Genomic DNA, 555 nt, shown 5'->3' with positions numbered 1-555 from the left:
AAACAATCCTTAGCAGCCCAAGAAGATTTTAAAAAAACTCATTTCTAAAACGATCGCAACGATCCCTGTCTATATTCCTTTAGACACCGTCGATATTTGGTTTCAAGATGAGGCTCGATTTGGTCAACAAAATACCACCACGCGACTATGGGCAGCAAAAGGCTCGAGGCCAAGAGCGGTAAGGCAGCAACAATTTGAATATGCTTATCTTTTTGGTGCAGTTTGCCCTGCGACGGGTGCAACAGAAGCCTTGGTCACTCCATTTGTTAATAGGGCGGCTATGTGGCAACACTTAAAACAAATTTCAGAAGCAACTCATTCGGATAGGTATGCACTTGTTATCATTGATGGTGCAGGTTGGCATACGGATGATATAGCAAAAGAATTCAGTAATTTATCGGTCCTCAAATTACCACCCTATTCTCCGGAATTAAATCCCATTGAACAGGTATGGCAATGGCTAAGACAGCATTGTTTGGCAAATAGGTGTTTTGAAGGTTATGACGATATCGTTGAACAGTGTTGCCGCGCTTGGAATACGTTTATTCAGTGTAA

1 pseudogene is annotated in these 555 nt (G+C 42.0%); it reads left to right on the top strand.

The annotated features are described in order from the left end of the window. Positions 1 to 555 (top strand): annotated as a pseudogene (locus AAEY93_RS20345) (IS630 family transposase); the annotation flags it as partial.

Source organism: Shewanella sp. CAL98-MNA-CIBAN-0140, assembly GCF_040309905.1.
Classification (GTDB): Bacteria; Pseudomonadota; Gammaproteobacteria; order Enterobacterales; family Shewanellaceae; genus Shewanella; species Shewanella psychromarinicola.
The sequence above is the reverse complement of the archived record's forward strand: the minus strand, read 5'-3'. Positions and strand labels throughout refer to the sequence as shown.